General features: G+C 50.9%; 23 protein-coding genes. 5 read left to right on the top strand and 18 right to left on the bottom strand.

The window, feature by feature from the left end; all coding sequences use genetic code 11:
* Positions 1-324: 324 nt before the first annotated feature.
* From FGS84_RS15970 to FGS84_RS15990, 5 genes are all read right to left on the bottom strand, one after another.
* The gene (locus tag FGS84_RS15970) at positions 325-1,650 is read right to left on the bottom strand and encodes an MFS transporter (RefSeq protein WP_138309534.1); all 1,326 of its coding nucleotides are present in this window, start codon (positions 1,648-1,650) and stop codon (positions 325-327) included.
* A 49-nt stretch (positions 1,651-1,699) separates the two neighbouring features.
* Entirely contained in the window at positions 1,700-2,605 is a 906-nt protein-coding gene (locus FGS84_RS15975) for a phosphate acyltransferase (protein ID WP_138309535.1), read from the bottom strand.
* A 31-nt stretch (positions 2,606-2,636) separates the two neighbouring features.
* A complete protein-coding gene (gene nhaC / locus FGS84_RS15980) occupies positions 2,637-4,115 on the bottom strand; it encodes a Na+/H+ antiporter NhaC (RefSeq protein ID WP_240305295.1) in 1,479 nt (492 codons plus the stop codon).
* Positions 4,112-5,173, bottom strand: a complete 1,062-nt coding sequence (gene buk, locus FGS84_RS15985) for a butyrate kinase (protein WP_138309537.1) — start codon at positions 5,171-5,173, stop codon at positions 4,112-4,114. The genes nhaC and buk overlap by 4 nt, the downstream gene beginning before the upstream one ends.
* 241 nt (positions 5,174-5,414) lie before the next feature.
* Entirely contained in the window at positions 5,415-6,179 is a 765-nt protein-coding gene (locus tag FGS84_RS15990) for an IclR family transcriptional regulator (protein ID WP_138309538.1), read from the bottom strand.
* 319 nt (positions 6,180-6,498) lie between these two features.
* Here FGS84_RS15990 and FGS84_RS15995 point away from each other — a divergent pair, with 319 nt between their 5' ends.
* From FGS84_RS15995 to FGS84_RS16010, 4 genes are read left to right on the top strand one after another with little or no spacing between them, the layout of a single operon-like run.
* A complete protein-coding gene (locus FGS84_RS15995) occupies positions 6,499-6,717 on the top strand; it encodes a 4Fe-4S binding protein (protein ID WP_138309539.1) in 219 nt (72 codons plus the stop codon).
* Between the two features lie 3 nt (positions 6,718-6,720).
* Positions 6,721-7,782: a 3-methyl-2-oxobutanoate dehydrogenase subunit beta gene (locus FGS84_RS16000; protein WP_138309540.1), complete on the top strand. Its 1,062-nt coding sequence runs from the start codon at positions 6,721-6,723 to the stop codon at positions 7,780-7,782.
* A gap of 1 nt (position 7,783) precedes the next feature.
* Entirely contained in the window at positions 7,784-8,536 is a 753-nt protein-coding gene (locus FGS84_RS16005; RefSeq protein ID WP_138309541.1) for a thiamine pyrophosphate-dependent enzyme, read from the top strand.
* Positions 8,537-8,538: 2 nt separating this feature from the next.
* Positions 8,539-9,102 (top strand): 2-oxoacid:acceptor oxidoreductase family protein, encoded by a 564-nt coding sequence (locus FGS84_RS16010; RefSeq protein WP_138309542.1) that lies wholly within the window; start codon positions 8,539-8,541, stop codon positions 9,100-9,102.
* A gap of 79 nt (positions 9,103-9,181) precedes the next feature.
* On the opposite strand, the gene FGS84_RS16015 is transcribed toward FGS84_RS16010, so the two are convergent.
* The 6 genes from FGS84_RS16015 to FGS84_RS16040 all read right to left on the bottom strand — a co-directional run bounded on the left by FGS84_RS16015 (position 9,182) and on the right by FGS84_RS16040 (position 16,092).
* Positions 9,182-10,021: a CAP domain-containing protein gene (locus tag FGS84_RS16015; protein ID WP_138309543.1), complete on the bottom strand. Its 840-nt coding sequence runs from the start codon at positions 10,019-10,021 to the stop codon at positions 9,182-9,184.
* A 96-nt stretch (positions 10,022-10,117) separates the two neighbouring features.
* Positions 10,118-10,960, bottom strand: coding sequence for a carbohydrate ABC transporter permease (locus FGS84_RS16020; RefSeq protein WP_138309544.1), 843 nt, complete (start codon positions 10,958-10,960; stop codon positions 10,118-10,120).
* A 12-nt stretch (positions 10,961-10,972) separates the two neighbouring features.
* A complete protein-coding gene (locus tag FGS84_RS16025) occupies positions 10,973-11,860 on the bottom strand; it encodes a sugar ABC transporter permease (RefSeq protein WP_138309545.1) in 888 nt (295 codons plus the stop codon).
* 49 nt (positions 11,861-11,909) lie between these two features.
* Positions 11,910-13,208: a sugar ABC transporter substrate-binding protein gene (locus FGS84_RS16030; protein ID WP_138309546.1), complete on the bottom strand. Its 1,299-nt coding sequence runs from the start codon at positions 13,206-13,208 to the stop codon at positions 11,910-11,912.
* Positions 13,209-13,225: 17 nt separating this feature from the next.
* Positions 13,226-14,887: a glycoside hydrolase family 32 protein gene (locus FGS84_RS16035; RefSeq protein ID WP_138309547.1), complete on the bottom strand. Its 1,662-nt coding sequence runs from the start codon at positions 14,885-14,887 to the stop codon at positions 13,226-13,228.
* A gap of 230 nt (positions 14,888-15,117) precedes the next feature.
* Positions 15,118-16,092, bottom strand: coding sequence for a LacI family DNA-binding transcriptional regulator (locus FGS84_RS16040; RefSeq protein ID WP_138309548.1), 975 nt, complete (start codon positions 16,090-16,092; stop codon positions 15,118-15,120).
* A 381-nt stretch (positions 16,093-16,473) separates the two neighbouring features.
* Between FGS84_RS16040 and FGS84_RS16045 the strand changes: the two genes are divergently transcribed.
* Positions 16,474-17,826, top strand: a complete 1,353-nt coding sequence (locus tag FGS84_RS16045) for a nucleobase:cation symporter-2 family protein (RefSeq protein WP_138309549.1) — start codon at positions 16,474-16,476, stop codon at positions 17,824-17,826.
* Between the two features lie 126 nt (positions 17,827-17,952).
* On the opposite strand, the gene FGS84_RS16050 is transcribed toward FGS84_RS16045, so the two are convergent.
* Genes FGS84_RS16050 through FGS84_RS16080 form a run of 7 tightly spaced genes read right to left on the bottom strand, consistent with a single transcriptional unit; the run spans position 17,953 to position 24,822 of the window.
* Positions 17,953-18,399, bottom strand: coding sequence for an RbsD/FucU domain-containing protein (locus FGS84_RS16050; protein WP_138309550.1), 447 nt, complete (start codon positions 18,397-18,399; stop codon positions 17,953-17,955).
* A 1-nt stretch (position 18,400) separates the two neighbouring features.
* Complete coding sequence (locus FGS84_RS16055; protein ID WP_138309551.1) at positions 18,401-19,336, bottom strand: amidohydrolase family protein; 936 nt, start codon at positions 19,334-19,336, stop codon at positions 18,401-18,403.
* A gap of 29 nt (positions 19,337-19,365) precedes the next feature.
* Positions 19,366-20,145: an SDR family NAD(P)-dependent oxidoreductase gene (locus FGS84_RS16060; RefSeq protein ID WP_171042650.1), complete on the bottom strand. Its 780-nt coding sequence runs from the start codon at positions 20,143-20,145 to the stop codon at positions 19,366-19,368.
* Positions 20,146-20,197: 52 nt separating this feature from the next.
* Complete coding sequence (locus FGS84_RS16065) at positions 20,198-21,328, bottom strand: ABC transporter substrate-binding protein (protein ID WP_138309553.1); 1,131 nt, start codon at positions 21,326-21,328, stop codon at positions 20,198-20,200.
* Between the two features lie 54 nt (positions 21,329-21,382).
* Positions 21,383-22,360, bottom strand: a complete 978-nt coding sequence (locus tag FGS84_RS16070; protein ID WP_138309554.1) for an ABC transporter permease — start codon at positions 22,358-22,360, stop codon at positions 21,383-21,385.
* A 1-nt stretch (position 22,361) separates the two neighbouring features.
* Entirely contained in the window at positions 22,362-23,291 is a 930-nt protein-coding gene (locus FGS84_RS16075; RefSeq protein ID WP_171042651.1) for an ABC transporter permease, read from the bottom strand.
* Positions 23,284-24,822, bottom strand: coding sequence for a sugar ABC transporter ATP-binding protein (locus FGS84_RS16080; protein WP_138309556.1), 1,539 nt, complete (start codon positions 24,820-24,822; stop codon positions 23,284-23,286). Before FGS84_RS16080 ends, FGS84_RS16075 begins: the two co-directional genes overlap by 8 nt.
* Between the last annotated feature and the right edge of the window lie 31 nt (positions 24,823-24,853).

Below are 24,853 nucleotides of genomic sequence, written 5' to 3' on the forward strand. Positions count from 1 at the left end.
AGCTTTTCCTATTTTATCCTTCCGTCATGCTGATTCATGTCTCTTAAAAGGACAATCCATCTAATTGAGTTTCCCCTGACCGTATGCTTCTTATACAAAGGCACGGACCCAATTATAACGCTACCATATCCTGCCATTTGATGCAATTCTTATTTTTTCTTTGGGCCTTCATTCTATGTCCGGAAAAAGGCCGGGTCCTGCGGTCCCTATGTGAAGTGCGGACCCTTGTCCCTCAGGGAGGCTCATGACACAAAAACAGAAGGCGCTGTAAACCAGCTTCGCGACCGCTGTCTTACAACGCCTTCCCGGCTTTTGGGATATTAATCAGCCCTGGCTTTGGCCCTCCACCGGAACCCGTCCTGTGGCAACATATTTTTTCTTATAAACCACGGTTGCCACGCCGTTGATAACCCCTACTGCCATAATCACAATGATATAGATAAATATTCTGGTATATCCTGCATTTCCGCAGGTATCCAGCCAATGGCCATACATGGCCGCCTGAAACAAATCAGGGCAGAATCCGATGGCGCATACAACGCCTGCCGTGGAGGCTGCATAACGCCGGGGGATTTTTACTTCAGAGGGCACTGCAAACATGGCGCCTCTGGCAATATGTACCATGAATCCAATCACCAGCGTCATAACAGTAAGGAGCACTGAGGGAACTCCTGCAGGCATGAACATGAAAATCAGGGTGATGACTGCACCGCAGGACAGCACAGTGGCTATGACGGATGACACGGAATGAATCCGGTCCCCCATGTACCCGCCCAAAGGAGCCCCAACAATACGGATTCCGTAGGTCCTGATGATGGCAATAGCGCCTGACCCCACCACAGTGGCTCCCAATACATTGGTAAAATATGGGGTAAAGTAGGACAGGGTCTGGTATGTGGAATAGGTTGCAAATACTGCAATGCCCGCAAACCAGGTGCGCGGGTCTTTAAATACTCCCATCCATTCCTTCAGGGATAGCTTTGATTCCGCCATGCCGTCACCAAGGTCCCTGCCGGCTGCGCCATCCCCGGCGGTTCCCGCTTTCTCAGGGTCAGGCAGCAGGAACACCAGGGCAATGGTAGCTATGAGTCCCACCGTGCCATAGCTTATAATGACTGCCTTCAGTCCTGCCACACCGCCCATGGCTCCAACAGCCACCCTGGCGTAAAGTCCCAGTGCAATGAAGTTGATGATTACGCTTGCCAGACCGCAGGCCGACTCCGTAAAGCCGAATATGGTACCCTGGCTTTCCTCATCTCCCACCAGACGCACCAGCTTCGTATGAGCCGGAAAATAGAGAATCAGACCTGCAACAGCCAGCCCGGCCCAGATAAAGATGGCAAACCCATAGCTCATGTTCATGGCCAGCAGGAAATTCAGGGCGCACGTAATAAACATGCCCAAAAGATAGACCTTTTTCGTGTTAAACTTATCGCTCAGCGCTCCTCCAAAAGGCGCCAGCAGGTTACCTATGCCGAATATGGCAATCAGAAGACCAAGCTGCGTATTACTGGCATGGAGCGCGCCTGCCAGGTCATCGTAAAATACATACTGTACAAAAGGCGTTGCATATACAACCGCAAATGCAAGACCCATGAAAAACACAATCAAAAGCTGCCTGCCGGTGATTGAGACCTTTGAATTAGACATAAAACCCTCCTCTACGCTGCCCATGCAGCGGTTCATAATTCATTTCCTGTTATCTTCCTGATTGGGCTGCCAGGCAGGCCAATGCAATGGAGTTCAGTTTGATTTCCGCTGTATCTGAACGTGACCCCAGTATTACCGGATTGGAAGCTCCCAGCACGATTCCGGCCCATGGGCTGCGGCAGAGATGTATCCATGACTTCCCCATGATGTTGCCGGCTTCTATATTGGGAAACACCACCAAATCCACGTCCCCTGTAATTTTGCTGTCAATCTTTTTATGGGCCGCTGCTTTAGGGTCAAATGCCACATCAAATGCAATAGGACCTTCTATGATACACGGAAGAAAGCCTTCCTCATTCATGGCTGCCTCCACTAACCCTGCCGCGTCCGTGGTGGATACCACCTTTGAATCCACCATCTCATTGGCTGTGAGAACCGCCACCTTAGGGTTGTGGATTCCCATGTTGTCCACTGCATACAGCAGGTTCTTAAGGATATCCTTCTTCTGTTCCAGGCCGGGAGCCACATTGATTCCGCTGTCAGAACAAAACAGCAGCTTATGGTAATTAGGCGCCTCATAGACAGCCATCATGGACAGAAGGCGTCCGGTACGCAGCCCCCACTCTCTGTTCAGGATTCCCCTCATGTAGATGCTGGTATTCACAAGCCCCTTCATCAGTACCTGAGCCTTTCCATCATGTACTTCCCTGACAGCCTTTTCCACTGCCTCCTCCTCTGTATCCGCCTGCAATATTTCCAGGGGACACAGTCCGATATGACCGCATATCTCTGCAATCTTTTCTTTATTTCCCGTAAGAACAGGGCGGATGAAGCCATGGTCTGCCGCAGCCTTTACCGATAAAAGCAGTTCCTGGTCAGCCGCCTGGGCCACGCTTACCACCAATGGTTTCCCGGACCGGACCCTTTCCTGTAATTCCTTAAAATTCTTTATCATGATTTGATTCTCCTCATATCTTCCATAACATCTAACTTAATTTATGGCTGTGGGCCAATCTGTGGCAGATTCCTTTTTTATTCTCCTCACCTTCCCGCAGCACATAGACACCGAACATGGCCAGTACAATGGACAAAATCGGATTTACATAATTTAATACAGCGTATTTCCAATACTGGGACACGCCTACTCCAAGTGTGGACAGAATAAACACGCCGCTGGTTGACCAGGGAATAAACACCTGTGTCAGTGTGCCGCCCTCTTCCAGGAGGCGGGAAAGCATTTCCGGACGAAGCCCCCTCTCCTTAAAGGCTTCCTTGTAGAGGCTTCCGTTCACCACGATGGACAGGAATACCTCCCCCATGGTCAACGTACCGAAGGTGGTGCTGGCAATGACCACCGGTACCATCATACGGTCGCTCTTAACCTTCTTTATGATGACCTTTACAATCTGTGGCAGGTATCCCACATGCTCCATGACGCCTCCGAACGCAATGGCAATGCAGGACAAGGAAAATGTATACATCATGCTCTGTATCCCGCCTCTTAGCAGCAGCTTATCCACCAGCTCCACCCCGGTTGGTTCCACATAACCGTAGTTTAATCCTTCCATTACCTCCCTGAGAGGATATCCCTGGTAAAATACCGCCACCATAACTGCCAGCACCGTACCGATGGCCATACTGGGAACAGCCGGAAATTTCATCAGGTTAAGCACCAGAAGGACCGCCATGGGTACCAGTACCAGAGGGCTGATGCGGAACCTCCCTCCGATGGCGTCCAGGAACAGGTTCACGGTATCCATGCTGAAATTTGCACCGTGGTAGGAAAGTCCCAGGATGGTAAATATCACTAACGTAATGATATAGGAAGGAAATGTGGTCTTCCACATGGCGCCTATATGGGCATACAGAGTTGTTCCTGCTGCAGCCGGAGCCAGATTGGTACTGTCTGAAATAGAGGACATCTTATCGCCGAAAAATGCCCCGGAAATCACCATTCCAGCTGTCAGCGGGGCCGGAATCCCCATTCCTGCCCCAATTCCCATCATAGCCAGCCCCATGGTGCCCACCGTCCCCCATGATGTACCGATGGAAATTGAAGTAAGGCTGCAAAGGAGCAGGCCGATAGGCAGAAAATAATTGGGAATGATATACTGCAGTCCGTAATAAATCAGCGCCGGCACTGTCCCGGAAAATATCAGCGAGCTGATAATAATACCGATAAACAAGAATATAATCATGGCCGCCAGGGCCTGGCCCAGGGACTTTTTCATGCAGTCCACCAAATCAGGGAAACTGTATCCCAAAGCCGCTGACGCCATGCACACCACGGCCAGGGCGCACAGCAGCACTATATGTATGTCATAGTCCAGTATGACCACGCCTGCCAGCAATACTGCAATAGCAGCCCCAAACACCATGAAGGACATGCCTGCTCCGGGCAGTTTCTTTTCTTTCTGCTCCTTAATCAATGAATACACCCTCTTCCTCTCATATGGCCAGCTCATTCATATTCCCTGGGCGCCTCTTCTCCCCTGAGCACCCTTAAGGCCCCAAGAGCAAGGGCTGTCATCTCAAATTCCCCTGCCACCACTTCCACCGGGGCCAGGAAGCCTGTCATGCGGCTGATTTCATCCACCACATACTGCGAATGGGCAATCCCGCCGGTAAGTACAATGCAGTCCACCTTTCCCTCAAACACAGCGGCATAGGAACAAATTTCCTTTGCAACCATGTACACAAATGCCTCATAGACCAATTTCGCCTTCCCATCTCCCTGCCTCATCCGCTGTTCCACTTCCCCGGCATCCTTGGTGCCCAGGTAGTCATACATGCCTCCGGTACTGCTGATTTTAGCCACCATCTCTTCATAGGTATATTTTCCTGAATAACACAGCTCCACCAGCGGATATGTGGGAAGTCCGCCGCTGCGTTCCGGTGAAAAAGGACCATTGGTTCTGCCTCCGCTTCCGTCTATCATCCGTCCATTTTTATGGGCCGCAATGGAATTGCCGGAACCCAGATGCGCTATAATCAGACTGCATTCCTCGTATTGTTTTCCGATACGCTCTGCCGCCCATCTGGCTACCGCCTTATGGTTCAGCGCATGGAACCAGCTGGGACGCTCCAATTCAGCGATGCCGGAAATCCTGGCCTTAGGCATCAGTTCATCCACGGACACCGGGTCCACTACAAAGGACGGAACACCAACCTCATCCCCAATGCTCTTGGCCAGGGCCGACCCCAGATTGGAAGGATGCTCACCGTGGACTGCACGTCTCAGGTCCTCCAGCATCCGCTCATTGACCCTATAGGTTCCGCCGGGTATGGGATTCATAAGACCTCCCCTTCCTGCCACCCCTGACAGCTGGCGGATATCAATGCCTTCCTCCTCAAGGGCTTCCAGTATCAGTTTCTTTCTATAGCCGAACTGGTCAAATACATGCTTAAAGGCGCTTAACTCTTCCTGGGTATGGGTGATGTTCCGTTTCAGTATCTGCTCCTCATCCTCGAATACAGCAATTTTCGTGGATGTCCCTCCAGGATTGATGATTAATAGTTTCATAAAAAATATCCCCTCTTTCCGTCTGGTGGTTTATTTGTTGTTCTATTGTACGGAACACCGTTCTGTAAAAGAGGTAAAAAAGAAAGGAAACATATCTTGTTCCTTTCCCTTTCCTGTATTTAATCACATACAGCAATGGTTATAGTCAGCATAATAGCATAGCTTTAATCTGTTGTCAAATATTTTTTGTGCATTTTAACTTTTTCCTTTTGCCCCTCCCGGACAGTCCCTGTAGATATTCCTAAAAATTTCCGGAAATATCCCGGGCAGCATTGCATACAGCCTCTATCCTGTCTTCTATGTCAGAGGAATTCATGCGGCTGGTAGGCCCGGATAGGCTGATGGCTGCAATGGCCTTTTTGCTCCTGTCAAGTATGGGGGCGCCAATGCAGGTCAGTCCCAATTCCTGTTCCTCATGGTCCATGGCATATCCCCTGCGCCGGACCTTATCAATCTCCTCCCTCAGCTCCTCCAGAGAAGTTATGGTATTCACCGTATAACGGGTCAGTTCCCGCCCCTCATAAGGGGTTAGGTCAATATGGTCGCCAAAGGCCAAAAGGCATTTACCCACTGCAGAGCAATGGCACTCGCTGAGGGACCCCACCGGCGGATTAACCGTCAGCAGCTGCTGGTCGCTCATCTCCTTCAATATGATAACGCTGTGATACACATCACCTGGATTATGCTCCAGGATGGATACATTCACCACCTCATGGAATCTCTGGTGCAGTCTGCGGGCATAGGGCCGGATGACCTCCTGGATACCCATCTTATTTTCCACGCTCTTTCCCAATACAAACAGCTGGCTGCCCAGCCAGTATTTCTCTGTCTCAGGATTCCTGCTGACGAACCCCCTTGCCTCCAGCGTGGATAATGTACGGTGCACCGTGCTTTTATATACTCCCATATCAGAAGCAATCTGGGTAATACCCACTTCCTTCCCCTGTCTGTTCAGATAAATCAATAATTCCAATGCCCGGTCCAACGCCTGAATCGTATCAGCCATTTCTCGTCCCCTCCTGTATCACAGCCACAAACCTGTGAGTATTGCTGTTCTTCTGTATAGTAGTAATTAAATACCATTTTTTTCAGAGTGTCAAGGATAAACACGTTGTCCGCAACAGCCCGCGGCCCGGCCGCGGCATGACTTCCCAACAACCGGCCCCTACCGGTTGTGCATTATTAACATATTTTCAATTTTAATTTTGTGTAAAAATCAAACATCCTCTGCTTGACATTTGTAAAGCAGCGGATATATAATTCCATGTAACGGAACATTGTTCTATACAGCAGAACAACAATAAGTATTGACAGGAGGATTATTTATGAAGGTCAAAGTAAATAAAGACCGCTGCAAGGAATGTGGATTATGTATTCACCACTGTCCAAAACAGGCTATCAGCAAATGTGATACCCTGAATGCCAACGGTTATTACCCCGTCCAGGTGGACGACGAAGCGTGCATAGCCTGCGGAATGTGCTATACCACATGTCCGGACGGCGTATTCCACATATTAGGTGAAACAGAAGGGGAGGTTGAATGATTCATGGCAGAGATGATGAAAGGCAATGAAGCCATTGCAGAGGCAGCCATCAGGGCTGGAGTGAAATTCTATGCAGGTTATCCCATTACGCCGTCCAGCGAAATCATGGAATACTTATCCTGGCGTCTTCCTGAGGTAGGCGGCAGTTTCGTGCAGGCTGAAAGCGAACTTGCAGGCATCAACATGGTAATCGGCGCAGCAGCATCCGGAGTCAGGGCTCTGACGGCATCTTCCGGGCCAGGCATTTCCCTGAAGCAGGAAGGTGTATCCACACTGTCCGACGAGGGCCTGTCTGCTGTGGTTATCACCCAGGTACGCTACGGAAACGGGCTTGGAACCCTGCTTTCAGCCCAGTGCGACTATAACCGCGAGACAAGAGGCGGCGGCCACGGTGATTACCGCTGTCTGGTATTTGCCCCTGCTTCCGTACAGGAATTTGTGGACCTGATGCGTCCTGCTTATGAGCTGGCAGAAAAGTACCGGGTGGTATCCGTCATGATGGGCGAAGCTACTCTGGGACAAATGATGGAGCCGGTTACCCTTCCCGATTTCGTGGAGGCAGAGCGGACTCCCTGGGCTTTAAACGGACATTATACATATAAGAAAATCGGCATATTCCAACGTGACTCCATGAAGGAAGCCGTGGAGCTGGTGGAAAAGTACAACACCATCAAAGAAAATGAGCAGCGCTGGGAAGATGAGGGACTGGAGGATGCGGATTATGTTTTCGTATCATACGGTGTTCCGGGCCGCAGCACCCTGGGAGCTGTCCGCGAGCTGCGGGCCCAGGGAGAGAAGGTGGGAATCATCCGTCCCATTACAGTATGGCCATTCCCGGAAAAGGCGTTCCGCAAAATCAATCCTGAGGTCAAGGGAATCATCACTGTGGAAGCCAATGCAACGGGCCAGCTGGTGGATGACGCTGCCCTATACACCAAAAAGGCGCTGAAGGAACGCAATGTACCGGCATATGCCCTTACCTATGTGTTTGGCACACCTACAATACGGAATATCAAAAAAGACTATTTTGAAGTAAAATCAGGCAGTAAAAAGGAGGTATATTAATATGTCAGCTTCCAAGAAAGAAAAAAAGGTTCCCGTTCTGGTAGATAAACCAATGGACTTCTGTCCCGGATGCGGTCACGGAATCATCAGCAGGCTGATTATGGAATGCCTGGACGAACTGGAACAAAATAACAATATCATATTCCCCATCGGAGTGGGGTGTTCCTCCAACCTGGGGGCAGGCCTTGAATGCGACCGCCTCCACTGCTCCCACGGCCGCGCCGGCGCCGTGGCAACGGGCATGAAACGGGTTAATCCGGATGTGCTGGTTGTCTCCTACCAGGGTGACGGCGACGCATATAACATAGGAATCGCCGAGACCTTCAACGCCGCTTACCGGAATGAAAACATCACGGTCATTGTTGTAAACAACACCAATTTCGGCATGACCGGCGGCCAGATGAGCCTCACCACCATGGAGGGGCAGAAAACCTCCACCAGCGTCCATGGCCGCGACTGCAGCGTTACCGGTTATCCCCTTCGTTTCCCGGAGATGGTTGCCAGGGAATTCCCCGGCTCCGCCTATGCTGCCAGAGGAACCGTCACCAGCCCAGCCAAAATCAACCAGCTGAAGGGTTATATCAAAAACGGACTTAAGGCCCAGATGAACCATGAGGGCTATTCCGTCATCGAAGTACTTTCCCCCTGTCCCGTCAACTGGGGACTCTCTCCGGTAAAGGCAATGGAGCGCATTGAAAATAAGTTAATTCCCTACTATCCATTAGGTGAATTCAAGAAAAGAGAGGTGCATTAAACATGAAGGAAATTGTATTTGCAGGCTCCGGCGGCCAGGGCGTGTTGACAGCCGGACTAATTATCTCTGATATTGCCGCCACAGAAGGCATCAATGTGACATGGGTTCCCTCCTATGGCTCCGCCATGCGGGGCGGCACAGCCAACTGCACCGTAAAATACTGCGAGAACACCATCTACAACCCATCCCAGGAACAGCCCGACCTGCTTCTGGCCATGAATAATCCGTCCCTCCACAAATTCCTTCCCCTGGTAGCTCCGGGGGGCGTAGTGGTGATTGGCGACCTGGTGGAAATTCCCGGTAATGCCAGGACGGATGTAACTTATGTAAGAGTTCCGGCCACAAGGATTTCCACGGAATTAAACAATCCCAAGGGCGCAAATATTGTCATGACAGGCGCAATCGTCAGGCTCATGGGAGACTTCACCAAGGAGGCCGCCATTGCAGCCATGAACCACATGTTTGAGAAAAAAGGCAAATCCCGCTTCAATGAAGCCAATGCAAAGGCATTCAATGCAGGGTATGATGCCGTAGAAACACTGGCAGGAGATTCCTGCGTCAGATAGAACATAAATGTAAGAGACAGCATGAAATGGCTATCAGCTATTTCACACTGTCTCTTTCCGTTTTCCTTCACTCACATCATTATTTTATAAACAGCTGTGTCCAATAATCCGTTCCGCTGGCATCCTGATAATGTCCTACTCCGATGGAAGTAAAATCCTTGTTCAGGATGTTGGCCCTGTGGCCTGAGCTGTTCATCCAGCTCTGCATAACAGCCTCAGGTGAATTCTGGCCATAGGCAATATTCTCACCAACGCTTCTGTAGCTGATGCCTGCCTGTGTCAGGATTGTGCTGAAATTGCTGCCGTCCGGTCTGGTATGTGAAAATGTACTCTTGATTTCGCGGGCCCTGGTGTTTGCCGCTTCTGCCACACCTTCATGGACGGACAGGGGGCTGAGGCCGGCCTTTGCGCGCTCTGCATTTACCAGCTCTGCCACTGCGTCTGCAAATGCATCCTGGCTGCCGCCATTATCCGGCTTGCCGGGAACTGTATCACCCGGAGTTTCGGGAGCCGTGCCCGGATTGTCAGATTCGCCTGGCAGTGAGTTGTCCGGTCTGTCCGGCAGCATGTTGTCCGGGCTGTCCGGCAGCTCAGGTCCCGGCAGCTCCGGTGTTGGGAAAACAAAATCCGGCGGCGTAACCTGGGGCAGGCTGTTATCCGGCAGCACGGGGCCTGCGCCCCAGCCATTGTTCTGGTTCCCGTTATTGTTCTGGCCCCAGTTGTTGTTCTGGCCCCAGTTTCCATTCTGGCCCCAGTTGTCCGGAAGACAGTTCTGGCCTCCCATTCCAATCACGTATGCGCTTCCATTGGAAAAGGGAATCTGATATGTAGATACGGCCGCCAGTGATGTCACCGGCATTGCTGTGGATACAAGCATGGCTGCAGCTGCGGACAATGTGTAAATAGATATCTTTCTCATGGTTACCTCCTTATGTGTTACATAATTATTACATTTCTGTTACAAAACTATAATAGCACATAATTTTTGGTAAGCCATTAGGGAAAAACTGGAAACCTATCCTTTGATTCCGGTGGACGCAATTCCCTCCACATAATATTTTTGCAGAAATAGAAACATCAGCAGCATAGGAATGGCTGATATGGTCAGAGACGCCATGATAGCGCCGTAATGAATGGGCTTTGAACCAAAAAAGGTCTGTATGGCCAGCTGTATGGTCCTCATATCTTCCCCTGTCACCACCAGCATGGGCCACATAAAGTCATTCCAATGCGCCACAAAATCCAGAATAAAGATAGTGGCATATACGGTGCCTGAAATCGGCATGACAATGGTGAAAAATGTTTTAACAGGACCGCACCCGTCAATGGCTGCTGCCTCCAGTAAGTCGTCGGGTATATCTATGAAGAACTGGCGGAACATATAGATGGAAAAGCATTTTCCCACAAAGGGAATGATGAGTCCTGCCCAGGTGTTCACCCAGCCCAGACTTGCCACTTCCTTATACAGCGGCAGCATGATGGCCTCCATGGGCAGCACCATAAGGCTGATGACCACCGTAAGAAGGAGTTCCTTTCCCGGAAAATCGAACTTTGCCAGAGCATACCCGCAGACGGAATTCACGGCCAAATCCAAAATCACAATGATAAATACATAGAACAGGCTGTTCAGGATGAATTTAAGCATATTGACCCTGGTAAATACCTCAATATAGTTGCCCAGGGTGGCTGCTGTGGGCCAGAACGTCTTAATGGTGCTCATATCCGAAAAAATCCGTGCCTCAGGCTTTAAGGATGCCGCTATCATCCATAGGAGGGGCGACACAAAAATCAGGGCCACAATTGTATTTCCGCCGTAAAACAAGATTCGCTTCAGGGTATCTTTCTCTTTTTTCCCCATGATTATCCCTCCTTAATCCGCCTTGATGATGCGCTTTAACATCAGAGACATGGTTACCACAATGATGAAAAAAACCGTGGCCACGCTGCAGGCATACCCAAAATTCCGGCTCTGGAATCCCTGCTCGTAGATATAATACACCAGGGTTCTGGTAGAATTCTGAGGTCCGCCCTGGGTCATGACATATGGCTGTGTAAACAGCTTCATCGCCTGAATCATGGTTATCATCACCACATATTTGATAACGTTTTTGAGTCCCGGCAGGGTCACGTATAAAAACTTCTGCCACGCCCCTGCCCCGTCAATGGATGCAGCCTCATACTGGTCCCCCGGAATGGCCTGAAGGCCTGCCAGGAAAATCATCATCTGGTATCCTGCCGCCTGCCAGGCGGACATAAAGATAATGGAGTTCATGGCCGTCTTTGGGTCTGTCAGGAATCCGCAGGCGCCAAATCCCAGTTTTGTAAGAAATGCATTCAGAAGTCCGGTGCTTGGATTGGGGTTATATAGTACGCTCCACAGAATGGCCACCACTACCATGGATGTAATGTTAGGGCTGAAATAGGCGGCCCGGAAAATGGATACCCCCTTTCTTCTGGATGAAATCAGCATTGCCAGCAAAAGAGCCAGGGCACACTGGAAGGGAACCACCACAACCGTGAAATAAATTGTATTCACAAGGGACTTTCTGAAATCCCGGTCCCCGAAAAGGTCCACAAAATTATCCAGTCCGCAGAATTTAATTTTGTCCGGCCTCAGAATATTGTAATCCGTAAATGCATAGCGCACAGTGGATATGGCCGGCAGTATAAGGAATGCTGCCAGGAGCACCACTGCCGGAAGGACAAACAGGAACGCTGCATGTCTTTCATGGACCTTGCTCTTTGTACCATACTTCATGATATGCCTCCTTTCCCCTTAGAGGGAGGGGGATGTCATCCCCCATCCATTACTCTGCATAGTTCTTCTGGTAATTGGAATCAAAATCAGCCGCCAGCTGGTCCAGCGATTCCTTTACGTCCGCACCTGTAAATATGTTCATCATTGCCTCGGAAAATCCTGGGGACAGGACCGTATATCCCGGTGTCCTCGGCCTTGGATGACCTGTATTCAAAGACTGCTCTTTAAAAAGGGAACGCGGATATTCATTGTACTCCGTAAGTGTGTCATAGCTGGAAGCCCTGGTTGGCAGCTTGGCTATGGCCTGCGCATAGGAGGTCACGTTTTCTTTATTCATCAGATAGGATATAACGTCGCCGGCCGCTTCCCGGTCCCCATTCTTTGTGATGCAGGCTGCCCAGTCTCCTGTGGGGGAAGCGTTGATGCCTCCGTTGTCAGCCACAGGAAAATAGGTAACGCCCCAGTTCATATCCGGGAATGACTGTTCCAGTGTTGCCACTTCCCAGGAGCCTCCCAGCATGGTGGCGCATTTTCCGTTGTGGAATTCCTGCTTCATGGGGTCCACATTGGCATAACCGTTCTGAATCAGGCTGTTGAGGAAACCGGCTGCCTGGATTCCCTTTTCACTGTTCACATATCCGTCCGCCTTCGCGCCGTCCTCGCTGACAAAATCCGTGCCATTGGATATCCAGAACTGCTCCAGCACATAGGGCAGTCCCTCGCCCTTGTCCATGATGATGTTGGTGCCTGCCACCTCTGCAGTTGTCAGTTTCTCTGCAATCTCCCCAAACTCAGACCAGGTAAGGGCATCCTCCATCTTATCAGGCATGGCAATGCCTGCTGCATCCGTCATGTCTTTATTGTAAAACAGCGCCACGGAGCTCTCCGTCGCTCCCATGGCATACAGCTTTCCGTCGTATGTACCCTGAATTTTAATGGATTCCACAAAATCATCCAAATCCTCCTGCGTAAAGCAGTCGTCAATGGGAACAATGATGCCGTCCGCCGCATAATTGGAGATGTTGGGACCGTCCACATAGAGAATGTCCGGCAGGTCATTGGATGTCACTGCCGCATTAATCTTATCCTCATAAGCATAGGAGTCCGCACGCACAATGGCCTCCCTTTTAAGCTGGATTGCTCCCTTATGCTCCTCGTTAAATGCATTGATTTTTTCAGCCCACCATTCCTCAATGGCCGGTTCATCCGTTGGACTCCAGATTGTCACCACCTTTGCGCCGTCGCTGTTTGTCCTGCCTCCTCCGGATTTGGAACCGCCGCAGCCGCCCAGTACAGATACAGCCATAACCCCTGCCAATGCAACACATGCCAATTTCTTATTCTTCATATATAATCTCCCTCTCTTCATGCTTTATGATTCCATATGGATTCCATGGTCCATACTTCCAGTCTCTCCAGTCCGCCCTCCTCAAACTCGGCTTCCAGATATCCGGTGCTGCCCTCCTGGTAAAACAGCTTGGTTCCTGCGGATTCCCCATGATTCAGATACACCTCCGTGACTCTGCGGTCCACAAACAGTTCCACATAACGGACATTCCTTATATCAGACGGAAAATGGATTCCTTCCACTTCCTTCCTGGTGGACACCAGGCCCGTAATTCCATTCCTGCGCACCAGAGAGAGCGTATCCTTCCCTTCCCTGGCAGCAATCACCCGGAAATCCTGTTCTCCCTTCACCCATATCTTAACAAGAAATGAATTGCCCGGTATATCCATCCCCTTCACCTGGTTCTGATTCCTGATTTCCAGTATCCTTTCCTTTGCCAGCCCGTAACATTCCCTGACCGGCTCCTGATACAGCCGGCTGTTCCTGATGTGCAGCTCCCTTGGCAGGGAAAAACTCCCATACGCCCCTCCCGGCCTCAGCCTGTGTTCACCGTAAAAATCAGATATCCACCCCACTGCAATCCTTCTGCCATTGTGTTCAAAGGTCTGGGCCGCATAAAAATTGCTTCCGAAATCATACCATTGCTGACTCTCCGCCTGAAACCTCCGGCCATCAAAGGTTCCGATATAACACCGTGTCATCTGATACCGGCCTTCCCGGTCCCGGTGGCACATCCATGCCCCGGCCGCCACATGTTTTCCGTCCAGCTCAAAGAAATCAGGACACTCAAAGGTCCTTATGCCCGGTTCATGTTCCTGCAGCAGCGGCCCCTTGTAGAGCCATGTTCCATTCTCCCTGCCGTAGAGCAGAATGGATGGCACCCCCTCCAGGGCAGCCCCCAGTACCATATAGTCCTTCCCTTCCATATTCTGTATCTTGGGGTCCCTGAAATCAAAGGACACGCCGGCTGGTTTCTCCGCGATGCAGGGGCATTCCTCCTCCACATGGATGCCGTCCACGCAGACAGCCTCTGTCTGCCATTCCCTGGTATCCTCTCCATCCTCCAGCGGACCGTCGTGCCGGGTCAGGCAGATATACATCCTGTCTCCCGATACCTGGGCGCTTCCCGAGAAAGCACCGCCTTTGCGCTTCCGGTCCCTCCACAGGGACGGCTGAGGCTCCAGTACATGGGGCATATGGGTCCAGCGGACTAAATCCCTGCTCACCGCATGTCCCCAGTACATATCATTCCATTCCTGGCCAAAGGGATTGGACTGGTAGAACAAATGATAATATCCCTTAAACCAGCAGAGCCCGTTGGGGTCATTTACCCAGTTCATGAAGGGAGCGAAATGATACTGTTCCCTGTAAGGGGAGTCATACCATTCTGCCAGGTCTGTCTGTGTCCCGTCTTCCGTGTCAAGAAACCTGACCCCCCGCTCTCCAAGGTCCTGCCCGCCGCTTAAATATAATTGGACAATACATACCCCCTCCTGACTGATGCGGTATATACCTTCCTCCGGCAATGCAAGCAGTACCCGGCGGTACCAGTCCGGCTCCATGTGAATCTGCTGTTCCTTCCCGCTGGGGCCTTCCAGACAAATCCATCCCTCTGATTCACTGGTTCTCCGGGCAAATATGCAGATGCATTCATACCCCCCTCTGTCAAATTCCAACATTCCCGCCACCACCTTTACTGTTTTGTCTGTCCTTTTTGTCCATGTGGAACCCGTTCCATATTCACAATATAGTATAATTCGTTTAATCTGTCAATGGTGTTTTTAAATTTAAACAAAAATAGTGCACAATATACAATTCATAGCTCGGTATATTGTGCACTATTTATTCTTTCATTCCTATATTTTCCCAAAACAGAATTATGGTTCACTCCTGCTTGTTGTGGAACACATCATACCGTTCCACCCCTTTGTATGGAAACAGGCAATACCTGTTCCATTTCCACCTGCCTTCCATCCAAAAGTTCCATCATGGTATCCACACAGGCCCTGGCCAGTCCCGGTATATCCTGGGCAATGCTGGTCAGCTCCGGCGTGAAGAGCCTGGTCATGTCCACTGCATCATACCCCACGATATGCAGCTGCTCCGGCACCCTTATCCCTCTCTGGTTCGCTATGTTCAGACAGTAGAGCGCTCCTATATCCGTAGTAAAGACGCCGTCTATATTGCGGTAAATATCCATATACTGTTCCATGATACGGCAGTAATAGTCATACTCCATCATATTCCACGCCATTTCAATGGTCTTGACCGCAACTCCGTTCTCCTCCATGATTCGGTTAAACTCATGATGCCTGTCATTGGAAGGGGTATGGACCCGGAAGGAGCCTCCGAAATTCAGCACATTGCGGCATCCTGCGTCCAGCAGCAGCCTGGCTGCCAGCTGTCCGCCTTCCCTGTGGTCGGAATGAATCATGGGAATGTCCGGTCCCAGGTCACGGTCCATGGACACCACCGGTTTGTTCAGGTTCCGGTACGCATCGTCCTGAAGGGAATGGGCCCCGGTAATGATTCCATCCATCACGTTCTGCCGGAGCATGTCGATGAAGTCCTGTTCCCGGTTGCTGATTTCAATGGTATTGCATACCATGGCCTTATACCCGTTCTTATACAGCTGTATCTCCATGTGCTTCAATAATTTGCTGAAAAATGGATTTTCCATGTCCGGAACTACGATTCCAATGATACCGGTCCTGTTGCGGAACAGGTTCCTGGCCAGTTCATTGGGATGGTAATCCAGCGCTTCTGCAATAGCAAGAATCTTTGTCTTTGTCTCTTCCGCCACATAACCGGTTCCGTTCAAAGCGCGTGAAACCGTTCCGACCCCGACTCCTGCCTTTTTCGCCACATCTCTGATACTTGCCATGTCTCCCAATGTCCTCCGTCCTCTGCATTCATTACCTTGTATCTTAACAGGCGCCACCGGAAAACGCAAGGGCCCATCCATGTGTTTCATCACCTCTCTGGTCAAATTATACAAAAATGATTGTCACTTTCAGCGAAACTCAATATTTCTTCAAACGTATATTGATTTATTAAATATTTGTGCTACACTAATTGACGTGTTGGTCATTTTATTAACAAGATGTTTATTAAATAAATGATATTTAATTTAATAAAGTAGTTTAAACAGAGAGTTTGACAGCCTTTTACAAAGTGCTGCTGCTCTCTTTTTATTTTGAGTTTGGCAACCTTTCACAAAATGTTGTTTTTGATAAAATCATAAAGACTTAAAGGAGACAAGAAAATGACACCAATTAACACCACAAGCAGTTCTTCCAAATTCGAACTGGACGGCAGGCCGGGAATGGGCGAAGCAGTTCCTCTGGGACTTCAGCATGTACTTGCCATGTTCGTGGGAAACATAGTTCCCATGATACTGGTTGCATCTGCAGCCAACCTGTCGGCCCGTGACGCAAACATGCTTCTGCAGTGCTGCATGCTGGGGGCAGCCATCTCAACCGTGATTCAGCTCTATCCAATCAAAATCGGCAGCATACGGATTGGGTCCGGACTCCCCTGTATGATGGGACTTACATATGTGTTTCTCCCGGCCTGTCTTTCCATTGCCGGCAGCAAGGGCATTGCCTATATATTCGGCGCCCAGATTGCAGCGGGAATCGTAGCTGTCAGCTATGGCGCGCTGCTCAAAAAAATGTCCTCTTTTTTCCCTCCGGTGGTAACCGGAACAATCGTCATGACCGTTGGCGTATCCATCTTCAACCTGGCTATTGGAAACATTGCAGGCGGCACCTCTTCGCCTGATTTCGGCGCACCTGTGAATTGGGCGGTTGGCTGCTTCGTGGTACTGGTGGTCCTGGGCTTTAATGTGTACGGCAAGGGCCTTCCCAAGGTTGCAGCCATCCTCATCGGCATGACGGCAGGCTACATTCTCTCGGTTATACTGGGCCTGGTCAGCTTCTCAGGCATTGGAGAAGCTGCATGGTTTGCTGTCCCCAGGCCCCTGGCCTTTGGCGTTAAGTTTGATATGGGGTATTTCCTCATGTTCATCCTGCTCTACTTCATTGTGGCCGTACAGATGATAGGTGATTTTAATGTTTCTTGTATGGGCGGGCTGGACCGTGAACCCACTCCGGACGAAATCGGCGGCGGCGCAACTGCAAATGGAATCACATCCATTATTTCCGCTGTCTTCAACAGCTTCCCCACCGCCACCTACAGCCAGAATTCCGGTATCGTGGCCCTGACCAAGGTGTGCTCCCGCTATGTCATCCTGGTTGGATGCGGCATCCTGTTCCTGGCAGGGCTGTGCCCCAAGGTGGGAGCCGTCCTGTCAACCATCCCCAACTGCGTCATTGGCGGCGGCACCGTAGTCGTGTTTGCCATGATTGCAACCTCAGGCATGAAGCTTCTGGCCAAAGCCGGTTACTCCAACAGAAACTGCCTGATTATCGGCGTATCCCTTGCCTTTGGCCTGGGCACCCAGTTCTGCAAAGGCGCAAGCGCGCAGTTCCCTGCCGGAATCGCCGCCATGCTGGAGGAGAACAGCGTAATCCTCACCTCCATACTTGCCATCATCCTTAATCTGGTGTTTCCAAAGGACCCTGGGGAGAATGGAACTACGTCAGGAAAAGCATAGGACAAATACGGTCCGGACGCCGGTCCTGCACCTCAAAGCGGCCCGCTATGCAAGACGCATAACGGGCCGCAGCCATTTTTGTTTCTTTTACTGCACAATGTTCAGATTGATATACTATTTCTGCTGTCAGTACACAATCCCCTTCCTCAATATGATATTCCCATAGATAGCCGATTCCCCGGACTGAACCACACAGTACGCCCTCTTTGCCTGTTCATAAAACTCGGAGCGTTCATATTTTCCTATAGCCCCTGTTCCCCGGCTGTCGTGGGCCTCCACAATTTTTTCATATTCCTTCCAGATAACTATATCCAGATGCTTGTCACACTCCATGGTATCCATAAGCATGACCGGCGTCTCCACATTTGTGTCCAGCGGAATCATCTGCAGCACTGCATCCAGCAGGGCCGGCACACCGTGTCCGTCCGCTCTGAGATAGACAGCCCCCTGCGCCCTGGCAATGAAGGCTCCTGGAAAATTGCCGTCCCCTATGCAGATACAGTCCCCATGTCCCATCTCATCCAGGGTCTTAAGCAGCTCCGGTGACAATATATTCGGTACATTCTTCAGCATATCATGCCTCCATTTCTCCATTCATCCCATGGTCAAAAAACAGCTTGTTCCCGTTATGGTACAGGATTTTCTTCTTATCCTCCTCTGTCAGGAAAAGGGCGTGAAATTCAACCATGTCCTTCATCTGCTGATACGTGTAACGGTTCAGCGTGGTGGGACAGTCGCTTCCCCACAAAAGCTTATCCGGTCCCATTATTTCATACGCTTCCCTCAGGTTGCTGATTGCTGTGGGACAGGGGTATTCCTCTGCCAGGAGCTGGCCCATGGCCGATATACCGAACCTCACATTATCCAGGGTCCCCAGCTTCAGAAGCTGTCTGTGCTTTTCCCGGTCCCCTCCGGGTGTCAGATATCCCATATGTTCAAATATGAAATAGGTTCCTCCAAATTCCCGGACCATATTCTTAAACTCTTCCGGCAGATATGCGGTTCCCCTGGTTGCTCCCGTGTCAATGATAACATGGAGTCCCTTAGACGCAGCCGCACGTATCAGGGGATAGATGGTTTCATAATGAAACATGGTGCAGGGATGGACTGCCAGCCAGCCCCAGTCGTCGCTCATCTCCAGTTTCAGCGCCCTGAACCTGCCCGTATCCGCCAGTTCCTCCATCTGCCTTACTGCGCCGGCTCCAAAGGGGTCCACCTGAATCACCCCGGCAAACACATCCGGATAACGCTCCACTACATCCATGATTTCCCCGTTGATGCATCCAATGGTGGGATTCTGCAGCAATACAGCCTTTTCCACCTCTGACCGCCTCATCATTTCCAGAAGGTTTTCAGCGCAAAAGGATGTATGGTCGCTGAGGGGCGGCATGAAAGGCTCTGTTGTGCCTCCGTTTATCACTCTGCCCCAATGCTCAGACACCACGGTTCCTTTGTTGTTGTGTCCGTTTACCCTGCTGAATATATGTGCATGTATATCGATTGCTTTCATGATTTCTTCCTCTTATTGTCCTCTGACCATCAGCTCATGATGAACCCGCCGGTCACATTGAGTGCCTGTCCCGTCATGGCGCTGGCGCTGTCGGAGCACAGGAACTTCATGGCCGCCGACACCTCCCCCGGTTTCATAAAACGCTTCATGGGCACATTTTCCCAATCCTTGTACAACACCTCCTGGTCAATATGCTCTGCATCTGCATGCCATTTCAGGATATCCCCAATCCGCTCACCCTCAATGGGGCCCGGGCACACGGCATTGACGCGGATATTATGGTCCACCAGTTCCAGGGCCAGGGTACAGGTCAGCCCGATAATAGCCCACTTGCTGCATACATAATCAGAACGGTAGGGCAGGCCCCTCTTGCCCACATTGCTGGAAACATTAAGGATGGCTCCTCCGTTTTCCTCCATAAGGGGAATCATCTCCCTGCACACCATCATGGTTCCTGTGAGATTAATGTCTATGGTCCTTTTCCAGTCAGACAGTTCCATATTCTTTACAAGGCAGGCATTGTTGCCATTGATGCCTGCCACATTTAGCAGTACATCCACCTGGCCGCCTGTAAGGGCCGCAACCTCCTTCCCCATTCTGCGGACATCTTCTTCCTTGGAGATATCGCACATCACGCTTCCCAGTACTATTCCCTTTCCATCTGCAACCGCCCTGGACGTGGCGCCGCAGTCCTTTAAATCCACCAGCACAACATGGGCACCCTCTTTTGCGAAATCCTGGGCCACATACTGGCCCAGCCCGGTGCTGGCCCCTGTTACTACTACCTTTTTACCTTCATAGAACCCCATGCCAAAACCTCCATACATTCTTTGTGATATTTTTCCGGATACATCTACTCTATTAATAGTACATATCATTGTCAACAAGATACTGATAATATTTTTCAGTTGCTTCCTTGTTCACCGTCATGTCAAAACGGGTAAAGGGAACGCTGATGGCGCTCTCAAAGGATTCGCCCTTTAACACCTTCTCCACCAGGTCCATGGTTGTCTCGCCAAAATATGGGGTACACTGCACACAGGCGTAAATCCTGCCTTCCGTGATGGCTTCCAGAGCGTCGCGCATGCCGTCCTTGGAAACGATAGCCCCCAAAAGGTCGGTACGGCCTGCGTCCTCCATGGCCTGCATTGCGCCAAAGGACATCTCGTCGTTGTAGCTGATGATAAAATCAACGCTTCCCTCCGGATACTTGTTCAGGAAGTCATCCATAACGGAACGGGCTGTGGCGCGTGAATAGTCTCCGGACTGGGAATCCACGATTTCGATGTCAGGATATTGTTTTAATACTTCCCGTATGCCGTTTGACTGGTCAATGGACGCAGACGCCCCTACTGTTCCGCTGATTTCCAGGACTTTGCCCTTGGGCTCGCCGTACTTGTCTGTCAGGAATTCCGCCACATACTCGCCGCACTGGCGTCCAACCTCGGTGAAATCCTGTTCAATCTTTGCCACATATGTACCTGTGCCAATGTCAGCCCCTACCGCCCTGTCAATGGTTATAAGGGGAACGCCTGCCTGGGAAGCCATATCCACGCAGGGGGTCAGGGCCTCTGTCTGGACCGGGGCCACCACCAGGATATCCGGCTTTCTGGATAATAAGTCCTGGATGTCCGACAGCTGTTTGGAGGGGTCGGCTCCCGCGTCCGCCCAGATAAACTCATATCCCCTGGCTTCTGCCTGTGCCTGCATGTCGTCTGTATTGGTCACACGCCAGGAGTTGCCGTTGTCCCCCTGTGAAAAAGCCAGAAGCTTTGTTCCCGTATGGCTGTCCCCATTCCCGGATGCTTCCGCTGCCCCGGTCTTCCCCTGTGCCTGGGTTTCTCCCTTTGCCTGTGACTCATCTGCCCTGGCTGCAGCAGTAGTCTCATTTTCCGCCGCTGCAGGCGCCTTTGTCTCATTTGCGGAAGAACCGCAGGCTGCGAGGGATAATACCATGGCAGCGGCCAGTAATGCTGAATACATTTTTCTCATTGTTTTCTACCTCCATAAGATTGTGTTTGTTAATGCTGTATATAATTATTTATGTTACTTTGAGTTCTTCCCCTGGTAAATGTTCAGGAGCACCGTGGCAATCAGGATGCATCCCTTTAAGCCTACATGGAGGGCGCTTGGCACACCGATTGTATTCATGAAGTTGCTGAGCATACCCAGTATCAGTACTCCCAGGCACACATTGAACAGGCTGCCCTCTCCTCCGGCCATGGATGTCCCCCCTATAACCACTGCGGTAATGGAATCCGTGTTAAAGGTGCCTGACACGGAAGGGTCCCCCACCGACAGTCTGGATGTGTACAGAATGCCCACGATGCCGCACAGCAGCCCTGATATGATATAGGACGACCCTATGATGCGGTCCGTATGGATGCCGGACAGCCTGGATGCGGAAGCATTTCCGCCTGTACTGTACAGCTTTACACCAAAGGATGTATATTTAAGGATGGCTATGATGACAATGGCCGCAAAAATCCAGAAATACACATAGATGGATATGGACGCAATCTTCATCTTTCCCAGAAGCAGAAACTCCTTTTTAATGTTGAACACAGTATGGCCGTCCACAAATATGTAACCCAGCCCTTCCGCAATGGTCATGGTTCCCAGGGTGGTTATAAATGAATTGATTTTCAGCCTGGTGGTAAGCACCGCATTTATCAGGCCAAAGGCAGCTCCCAGTAAAACGGACAGCGCCATGGACGGCACCACCCCTATATCCTGAAAGAGCACATAGGCCACGGAACACATCATCATCACCGAACCAACGGATAAATCAATACCGCCGGTGAGTATAACCAGGAACTGTCCGATGGCAATGATGCCCAGCATGGCGTTCTGGTTAAATAGATTTACGATGTTGCTCTTCTGCAGGAAAAGACCCTTGGTGGAGACAGTCAGAACTGCTGCCATCAGCAAAAGGATAATAAACAGACGGTATTCGCTCCACAGCTTTCTCCCCTGCGCCTGCCGGTCTGATTCCTGCGCCTTCCTGTTTGATTCCTGTGTCATCCTACTTCACCTCCCTCTTTCTGCCTGCCCTGGTATTGAAGTAAACAGCCACCAGGATTATCAGCCCCTTTACCACCTTCTGCCAGTAGGAGGAAACTCCCATGAGGTTCAGTATGTTGGTTATGATTCCGTAAATCAGGACTCCTGCAAATGTATCGCTGAGCTTGCCCACACCCCCAAACAGGCTGGTGCCTCCGATGATGGCGCATGCAATGGAATCCATCTCATAGCCCACGGCCTTGTCGGGCAGGCCCACCCCCAGCCGGGACACGTAAATAACTCCGGCTACAAAAGCGCATACAGCGCTGATTGCGTAGGCTGTATAACGGACATGCTCCACATGGATTCCCGATAAGCGGGAGGACTCACTGCTGCCGCCAATGGCATATATATGCCTGCCCGTTGCCGTATGGTTCAGCACCAGGGTAAACGCCACGGTCAGGATGAGCCAAATCAGCACACAGCAGGGAATTCCTAAAATGGTGCCGTAAGCAATGGCGTTTATGGGCTGCCAGGAGATATTGACGGAATTCTCCCCTGAAATCCACAGTGCCAGGGTCCTGGCGATTCCCTGCATTCCAAGGGTCACCACAAAGGGCGAGATTCCCCGGTTTACAAAGAAGGCATTGACCAGTCCCAATACCAGCAGGGAAGCCGCTGCCGCTCCGAAGGCCCCCGCCGCGCTGACAGGAATCAGAATGGCCACCAATACGGATACCAGAGCCAGGAACGAACCATGGGACAGGTCAAAACCGCCTGTAATCAGTACAATGGTCTGGCCGATTGCCAGCACGCCGATGATGGAGGACTGACTGAACAGGTTCATGATGTTGGACATGGTGCGGAAATTTTCCGATACCCCGCAGGCTCCGATGAAAAACACTGCCAGGAACACATAAATCATATTATCCCGTATCTTCTTACTAACCATTGGCCCCATCTCCTTTTCTTAAAGACCTGGGAAGCGCGTATTCCAGCAGCTCCTCCTGGGATACCTGATTGGAGTCAAAATCCTTTGTTATGCTGCCCTCGGACATCACCATGATTCTGTCGCTGATATTCAGGATTTCGCTCATCTCAGAGGATATCAGCATAATTGCATGGCCCTGTTCTGCAAATTCCCGGATAATGTTATATATCTCTGTTTTGGCTCCCACGTCGATTCCCCTGGTGGGCTCGTCCAGAATCAGTATCCTGGCACCGGTAGCCAGCCATTTCGCCACTACAATTTTCTGCTGGTTTCCTCCGCTCAGGTTCCTTGCCTGCTGGGCGGGACTGCTGCACTTAATGCTCAGCTGCCGTATGTACTTCTCTATGGTGCTGTTTATCCTCTTTCTCTGAAGCAGGCCCAGACGGCTCAGTTTGTCCAGCACCGTAAGAATCACATTGTTCCCAACGCTCTGTATCAGTACCAGACCGTCGTTCTTTCGGTCCTCCGGAATATAGCCAATACCGTATTCACACGCCCTGGATGGCGAATCCACCCTGGCCTCCTTTCCAAAGACTCTGATAGTGCCGCTGTCTATGGGGTCTGCTCCGATGACAGCGCGGGCCAGCTCTGTCCTGCCTGCGCCTACCAGTCCCGCCACCCCCAGTATCTCCCCGGAACGCAGGCAGAAGGATATGTGGTTCAATGCCGTACCGCGGTTTAAATCCTCCACCTCCAGGGCCACGGGCTTAGACGGGTCGCCATACTGAGGAGTGATGTCCTCGTCCACCTCATGGCCCACCATTTTCTGAATCAGTTCCTTTCTGGTGGTATTCCTGACATCCATCACATCAATCAGCATCCCGTCCCTGAGAATTGTTATCACATCCCCGATTTCAAATATTTCCTCCAGGCGGTGGGAGATATACACGATTCCCACTCCCCTGGCCTTAATTTTCCCAATGGTCTTAAACAGCACCTCCAGCTCCCTGCCGGTCAGCACATCGCTGGGTTCGTCCAGAATCAGCACCTTGCTCTGAATGGACAGGGCCTTGGCAATGGCCACCATCTGTTTCAGGGCAACACTGAGCTGGCCCACAGGTTTTCTCACATCCAGCTCAATTCCCAGCTCTTCCATAAGGGCTTCCGCTTCCTGTATCATCTTCTTCCTGTCAATCAGAAAGGCATTTTTCTTTATCTCATTGCCCAGGAAAATGTTCTCTGCAATGGACATGCAGTCCACCAAATCCAGCTCCTGATAAATGGGATTAATACCCATGGCCCTTGCCGCCTTGGGATTGGCCGGCTTTACCTGCTCCCCGCCCATGAATATAATTCCCTCGTCGCACTGATACGCACCGGAGAGAATTTTAATCAGCGTGGATTTTCCTGCCCCGTTTTCCCCGCACAGACAATTAATCTTACCCGGCTCCAGGAAAAAATCCACATGGTCCAGAGCCTTTATTCCTGCGAAATTCTTCGTTATGCCGTACATCTGGACCACATAATCCGGATTGCCTGTCACCTTCTCCATTCCCCTCACCTCCTGTACTCCATACCGTATC

This window comes from Clostridium sp. 1001271st1 H5 (assembly GCF_005845215.1).
Lineage (GTDB): Bacteria > Bacillota > Clostridia > Lachnospirales > Lachnospiraceae > Enterocloster.